The sequence below is a fragment of the Glutamicibacter sp. BSL13 genome (assembly GCF_052928425.1).
This window is the reverse complement of the sequence record NZ_JAVGCZ010000129.1, coordinates 1-6,223: the sequence shown is the minus strand read 5'-3', so window position 1 is coordinate 6,223 and position 6,223 is coordinate 1. Positions and strand designations below refer to the sequence as shown.

Here is a 6,223-nt window from a genome sequence, read left to right as displayed (position 1 = left end):
CCGGTGGCTACTCCCGGCCGGTCAGCGATGTTCCGCTGCGCCCGGGCAGCACCACCGATTCCTTCCCGGCGCCTACCGGTCCGGTGGACGTGCCTTCCGAGCCGGCACCGCCGGCCCCGGGCAACGAACCACAGCGTCGGCAACCGGAACCACCCCAGGCCCACCGCGAGGCCCCGATCCCGGCCAGGCCGGAGCCGACCGGCCTGCCGCAGGCCCAACCGTCACAGCCATCGCAACCGCACCAGCAGCGCCCACCCATGGACCAGGAACCGGCCCCCGTCGCCCCGGCTCCTGGCGCCGGGCATGCCTCGGCGGCGGACAATGCGTGGGGGCAGCCCGCAGCGCCGCGCGCACAGTCGGGCGCACCCGCAGCCCCCGCACCATCGGCCCCCGCTGCTCCTGCAGCCCAGGGCGGCCAGCGGCTCAGCCGCTACCAGCAGCTGATGAACCAGGCGCGCAGCTCCTCGTCCCCGATGGATTCGGCCGCCGGGTCCTGGGGCCAGCCGCAGCGTTCGGCACCGCAGCGCCCCACACCGCAGCCGGAACCGGAGCCGGATGAGTTCGTGCCCAGCGATGATGACATCGCGGTGGAGGATTCAAACCTGATCGGGGTGCCGGCCATCGAACGGCTGCTGGGCGGCGTGGTGATCGAACAGCGTGACACCAACGGCAATCCGGTGGAACTTCGCCGCAGCCTCTAGCTGCGCCGCCCGCCACGGGTAAGTGTCGGTGTGAGACGCTAATCTAGTACGCGAACCCGGGCCAGCCAGCACGGGTTCGCCCAGCAAGGAAAGAGAGCAGCAGTGTACGAGGGAGCAGTTCAGGAACTGATCGACGAGCTCGGTCGGCTTCCGGGCATCGGTCCGAAGTCCGCGCAGCGCATCGCTTTCCATATCCTCGATGCCGATCCGGGGGATATGACCCGGCTGGCGGCCGCCATCCAGACGGTGAAGGAGAAGGTGAAGTTCTGCCAGATCTGCTTCAACATCACCGAGCAGGAGATCTGCGCGATCTGCCGGGATGAACGCCGCGATGGCAGCAAGATCTGCATCGTCGAGGAGTCCAAGGACGTGTTGGCCATTGAGCGCACGCGCGCCTTCAACGGCAAGTACCACGTGCTGGGTGGCTCCATCAACCCGATCCAGGGCATCGGCCCGGAGCAGCTGCACATCCGCGAGCTGCTAGCCCGACTGGGCGATGAGTCGATCACCGAGCTGATCGTGGCCACCGACCCGAACCTGGAGGGCGAGGCCACGGCCACCTACCTGATTCGTGCGCTGCGGCCGCTGGGCATCAGCATCACCCGGCTGGCCTCGGGCCTTCCGGTGGGCGGGGACCTGGAGTACGCCGATGAGGTCACCCTGGCCCGCGCGTTCGAGGGGCGGCGCGACACCGCGCCCGCGGTCCCCGCCACGCCCTCCGCTTCCCAGGACTCCTAGGGCTGCCTGCCCCCACGGCCATCGCCCTCCCCGGCACACCACGGTTCGCCTCCCGTGGACGGGCACACGCGCCCGGTTTTTAGTTGTCAAAAGTCAATGAATGTGGAATCGACCACTTTGGTTGATCGAACTCAACCATCGGTCTATAGTTGACGTAGTTCAACTAACAGACTTTGGAGCACTATGACCACTACACCCGCGGATCAGAACCCGCGTATGTCGCACCGGGAGGTTTTGCAATCTCTCACCGGGCTGCTGATGGGCATGTTCGTCTCGATCCTGGCCGGCACCGTTGTTGCCAGCTCGCTGCCGGTGATCGTTGCCGACCTGCACGGCAGCCAGACCGCCTACACCTGGGTGGTGACCGCCACGCTGCTGGCCACCACCGTCTCCACCCCGATCTGGGGCAAGTTCGCCGACCTGGGCAACCGCAAGCTGCTGCTGCAGATCGCGCTGATGATGTTCGTGCTGGCCTCCGCGGCCGCCGGCTTTGCGCAGGACACGAACTTCCTGATCGCGATGCGCATCATCCAGGGCCTGGCCGGCGGCGGCATGGGCGCCCTGAGCCAGATCGTGATGGCCGACATCCTCTCCCCGCGCGAACGCGGCAAGTACATGGGCCTGTTCGGCGCGGTCATGGCCGTGGGCACGGTCGGTGGACCGCTGATCGGCGGGTTCATCACCGACACCATCAACTGGCGCTGGAACTTCTTCGTCGCCCTGCCGGTGGCGATCGTCGCGGTCATCATGATCCAGCGGACCCTGCACCTGCCGGCCGTGACCAAGCGGTCGTTCAAGATCGACTACTGGGGCATGATCCTGCTCTCCGCCGGTGTGTCCCTGCTGCTGATCTGGATGTCCCTGGGCGGCAGTGAATTCGAGTGGGCCTCCCTGACCAGCTACCTGATGGTCGCCGGCTCGGTGCTGCTGCTGGCCGCCTTCGTCCTGGTCGAGCTGCGCGCCGAGGAGCCGCTGCTGAACCTGACCCTGTTCCGCAACCGCACCTTCACCTTCGCCGTGATCGCCTCGCTGGCGGTGGGCGTGTCGATGTTCGGCACCTCGGTGTTCCTCAGCCAGTACATGATCATGGCCCGCGGCGCCAGCGCCATGCAGGCCGGGCTGATGACCTTCCCGATGATGGCGGGCCTGCTGGTGATCTCCACCGGCGCCGGCTGGCTGATCTCGCGCTACGGCAAGTGGAAGGCGCTGGTGGTCAGCGGGTCCATCCTGCAGGTGATCGGGCTGTTCCTGCTGGGCAGCATCCACTACGACACCCCGTTCGTGCTGGTGGCCACGTACATGTTCATCCTGGGCGCCGGCGTGGGCCTGGTGATGCAGAACATGGTGCTGGTCGTGCAGAACTCGGTGGCACAGCGTGAGCTGGGCGTGGCCTCCTCGGCCGTGAACTTCTTCCGCACCCTGGGCGGCACCGCCGGCACCGCCGGACTGGGCGCACTGTTGGCGATCAGCATCCCGAACATGCTCGAGGATCGCAAGAACGAGCTGATGCAGGCCCTGGCATCGCTGGGCGACAAGGCCGCTGAGGTGGGTGCCGCCCTGAATTCGGGCTCGCTGCCGGAAATCTCCTCGCTGCCCGAACCGGTGCGCGTGATCCTGGAATCCACCTATGGCGATGCCGTGGCCCAGCTGTTCGCGGTCGCCGCACCGATCAGCATCATCACCGTGATCGCGGTGCTGCTGCTGCCGAACCAGTCGCTGAGCACCCAGACCCGCACCGAGCGCATGCGCGATGAGCAGGGACTGGTCGAGGTTGACCCGGAGCACGGCCTGGCCGCCGCCGCGGTGACCACCGAGGCCGCACACCCCACCGGGGATGCCGCCGATGCACCGCAGGCCCCGGAGCAGGGCAACGCACTGGGCTCGGGCTCCACCGCGCAGCAACGCCCGGGGAACCCGGCGGGAAAGTAATCCACGATGAACACGAATCTAGCGGCCGCTGCCGAACCGGCCCGGGAAGACCTGGGGCCGGCGGCCACCGGGGATGACTTCAGCCACCGCTTTGAGGCGCTGGAGCACCAGCTGGTGCAGCTGATGGTGAACAACGCGCACGCCAAGCGGAACCTCGCTGCGAAGTTCGGCGACCAGCTGCCCCCGGCCGCGCTGCCGGTGCTCTCCCTGGTGATGAACAACGACCAGATCGCCCAGTCGGAGCTGTGCTCGCAGCTGATGATCGACAAGGCCAGCCTCTCCCGGCTGGTGACCCGGATGGAAGAGGGCGGGCTGCTGGTGCGCAGCCTGGATCCGGAGGACCGCCGGGTCAGTCGGCTCAGCGCCACCGATGCGGCCCGCGACCGCTGGCGCTCGCTGATGGGCGAGCACCGTTCACGCTGGCGTTCACGGGTCAACGAATGGCCGCGCGAGGACGTGGACCGGCTGGTTGGCCTGCTGGACCGGCTGAACGTCGATCTGCGCGACATCTGAAGCACGGCGACAAGGCGCCGGCGGGAGCATCGCATTGCTTCCCGCCAGCGCCTTGTCGCATTCCGGCGCGGACCCTGGCGCCGTTTCCTGACAGCCCGGCGCGGCTTCGGTAAGGTCGTGCCATGACCAGTAAGTCCAGCAACATCCCAGCCATCGAGCGCGCCACCGGGATTGGGTGGGAACAGTGGGTTGAGCACCTGGGCGCGGCCCAGGCCCCGACGCTGGCCCACGCGCGCATCGCCGAGCTGGCCGAGCAGCGCATGCCGCACCGGGTGCAGAACTCCGGCTGGTGGGCCCAGAGCGTGGCGGTGGCCTATGAGCAGCACATCGGACGGCGGCTGCCGGGCCAGGCCAACGACGGCAGTTTCCAGTTCTCCGTCTCACGCACCATTGACGCCGACATGGACCAGGCCCTGCAGCGCTGGCTGGAGCTGGCCCAGGAACGCGGCGACTTCAACGGGGTGCCGATCCAGGAGCCCGGGCGCGCCAGCAGCACCCAGAAATGGCGGTACTGGCGCATCGGGCTGCAGGACGGGGCGCGGATCGCGGTGAACATCAGCGCCAAGGGTGCCAAGTCCGCGGTGGCGGTGAACCACAGCGGGATCATGGATCCGGATCTGGTGGAGAACTGGAAGTCCTACTGGCGCTCGCTGCTCGCCCAGCTGCCCTCCTGAGCCGGTCCGGACCCGCGGATCCCGCCCTTTGACCGGTCGATCGGGCTTGCGGGAAACGATTTCAACAGCATGTTGCGAAGATGTTGGGCAATATGACTAATGTTAAGAACCGCAACTAGGTCAAGTGGGGCACCTGCTGTCACAATAGGACACTGATAGAAATACCGTGGCCGCGCCGGCCAAAATCGGCTGGCTGCCGCGCGTACATCATGGTTGTTGCCACAGGCGTGGTTCAACAACTCTCAGTGTTGGAGTGTGCTTGCCCATGAGCCTGATCGTCCAGAAATTCGGTGGTTCGTCCGTCTCGGATGCCGAAGGCATCAAGCGTGTTGCGCGCCGGATTATTGACACCAAGGCCGCCGGCAACGACGTGGTCGTTGTCGTCTCCGCCATGGGTGACACCACCGACGACCTGCTGGATCTGGCAGCCCAGCTCACCACCAACGCCCCGGCCCGGGAAATGGACATGCTGCTCTCGGCCGGGGAACGCATCTCCATGGCGCTGCTGGCCATGGCCATCGACGAGTTGGGCGAACAGGCCGCCTCCTTCACCGGCTCGCAGGCCGGGCTGATCACCGATGCCTCCCACGGCATGGCCCGCATCATGGAGGTCTCCCCGCAGCGGGTGCACCGGGCGATCGAGCGCGGGTACATCGCGATCGTGGCCGGCTTCCAGGGGATGAGCAAGGAAACGAAGAACATCACCACAATGGGCCGCGGCGGCTCGGACACCACCGCGGTGGCGTTGGCCGCGGCATTGGACGCCGATGTCTGCGAGATCTACACGGACGTGGACGGCATCTACACCGCCGACCCGCGGGTGGTCTCCTCGGCGCAGAAGATCGAGAAGATCTCCAGCGAGGAAATGCTGGAAATGGCCGCCAGCGGCTCGAAGATCCTGCACCTGCGCTGCGTGGAGTACGCCCGCCGCTTCGGCGTGCCGCTGCACGTGCGCTCCTCATTCAGCACCCATGAGGGTACCTGGGTCATCCCCGACCCGGACGACAAGATCACCATCCAAGAGGGAGAACCCATGGAACAGCCAATCATCTCCGGTGTCGCCCACGACCACTCCGAGGCGAAGGTCACCGTTATCGGCGTGCCCGACATCCCGGGCAAGGCCGCGCAGATCTTCGGGGTCATCGCCGCCGCGCAGGCCAACATCGACATGATCGTGCAGAACATCTCCACCCAGGGCTCGGGCAAGACCGACATCTCCTTCACCCTGCCGATGACCGAGGGCAAGCGGGTGCTCGATGCGCTGAACACCGCCAAGGGCGAGATCGGCTTTGAGGAGCTGGAGTACAACGAGGAGGTCGGCAAGCTCTCCCTGGTCGGCGCCGGGATGCGTTCGAACCCCGGGGTGTCCTTCACCTTCTTCGAGGCGCTGCACCAGGCCGGGATCAACGTGGACATGATCTCCACCTCGGAGATCCGCATCTCCGTGGTCACCGACGCGGACAAGCTCAACGACGCGGTGCGCGCGATCCACACCGCGTTCAACCTGGACGCCGAGGTCGAGGCCACCGTCTACGGCGGCACCGGGCGCTAGGCCCGCAGCGCGCGGCCGGACGGCAACAGCACAAAAAAGGGCCCGGGGTTCCTTCCCACAGCGGGAGGAAACCCGGGCCCTTTGGCGTCAGGGTGCCGGCGCGTTAGCGGCTGAGC

Annotated in this window: 5 protein-coding genes and 1 pseudogene; all 6 read left to right on the top strand. The window is 67.0% G+C overall.

Annotation, left to right across the window (positions count from 1 at the left end; translation table 11 throughout):
• Positions 1-701 (top strand): annotated as a pseudogene (locus RCJ92_RS14535) (hypothetical protein); the annotation flags it as partial.
• A gap of 102 nt (positions 702-803) precedes the next feature.
• Positions 804-1,439 carry a recombination mediator RecR gene (recR, locus tag RCJ92_RS14530; protein WP_446754938.1) on the top strand — a complete coding sequence of 212 codons (636 nt, stop codon included), beginning with the start codon at positions 804-806 and terminating at the stop codon, positions 1,437-1,439.
• A 183-nt stretch (positions 1,440-1,622) separates the two neighbouring features.
• A complete protein-coding gene (locus tag RCJ92_RS14525) occupies positions 1,623-3,368 on the top strand; it encodes a DHA2 family efflux MFS transporter permease subunit (RefSeq protein ID WP_421014749.1) in 1,746 nt (581 codons plus the stop codon).
• A gap of 6 nt (positions 3,369-3,374) precedes the next feature.
• Entirely contained in the window at positions 3,375-3,881 is a 507-nt protein-coding gene (locus RCJ92_RS14520; protein ID WP_446754937.1) for a MarR family winged helix-turn-helix transcriptional regulator, read from the top strand.
• Between the two features lie 122 nt (positions 3,882-4,003).
• Complete coding sequence (locus RCJ92_RS14515; protein WP_446754936.1) at positions 4,004-4,555, top strand: hypothetical protein; 552 nt, start codon at positions 4,004-4,006, stop codon at positions 4,553-4,555.
• A gap of 265 nt (positions 4,556-4,820) precedes the next feature.
• Complete coding sequence (locus RCJ92_RS14510; protein ID WP_138174449.1) at positions 4,821-6,107, top strand: aspartate kinase; 1,287 nt, start codon at positions 4,821-4,823, stop codon at positions 6,105-6,107.
• Positions 6,108-6,223: the final 116 nt, after the last annotated feature.

Coding starts and splice junctions, on each gene's coding strand:
- RCJ92_RS14525 (WP_421014749.1), top strand. CDS start 1,623: ATGACCACTACACCCGCGGATCAGAACCCGCGTATGTCGCACCGGGAG.
- RCJ92_RS14520 (WP_446754937.1), top strand. CDS start 3,375: ATGAACACGAATCTAGCGGCCGCTGCCGAACCGGCCCGGGAAGACCTG.
- RCJ92_RS14515 (WP_446754936.1), top strand. CDS start 4,004: ATGACCAGTAAGTCCAGCAACATCCCAGCCATCGAGCGCGCCACCGGG.
- RCJ92_RS14510 (WP_138174449.1), top strand. CDS start 4,821: ATGAGCCTGATCGTCCAGAAATTCGGTGGTTCGTCCGTCTCGGATGCC.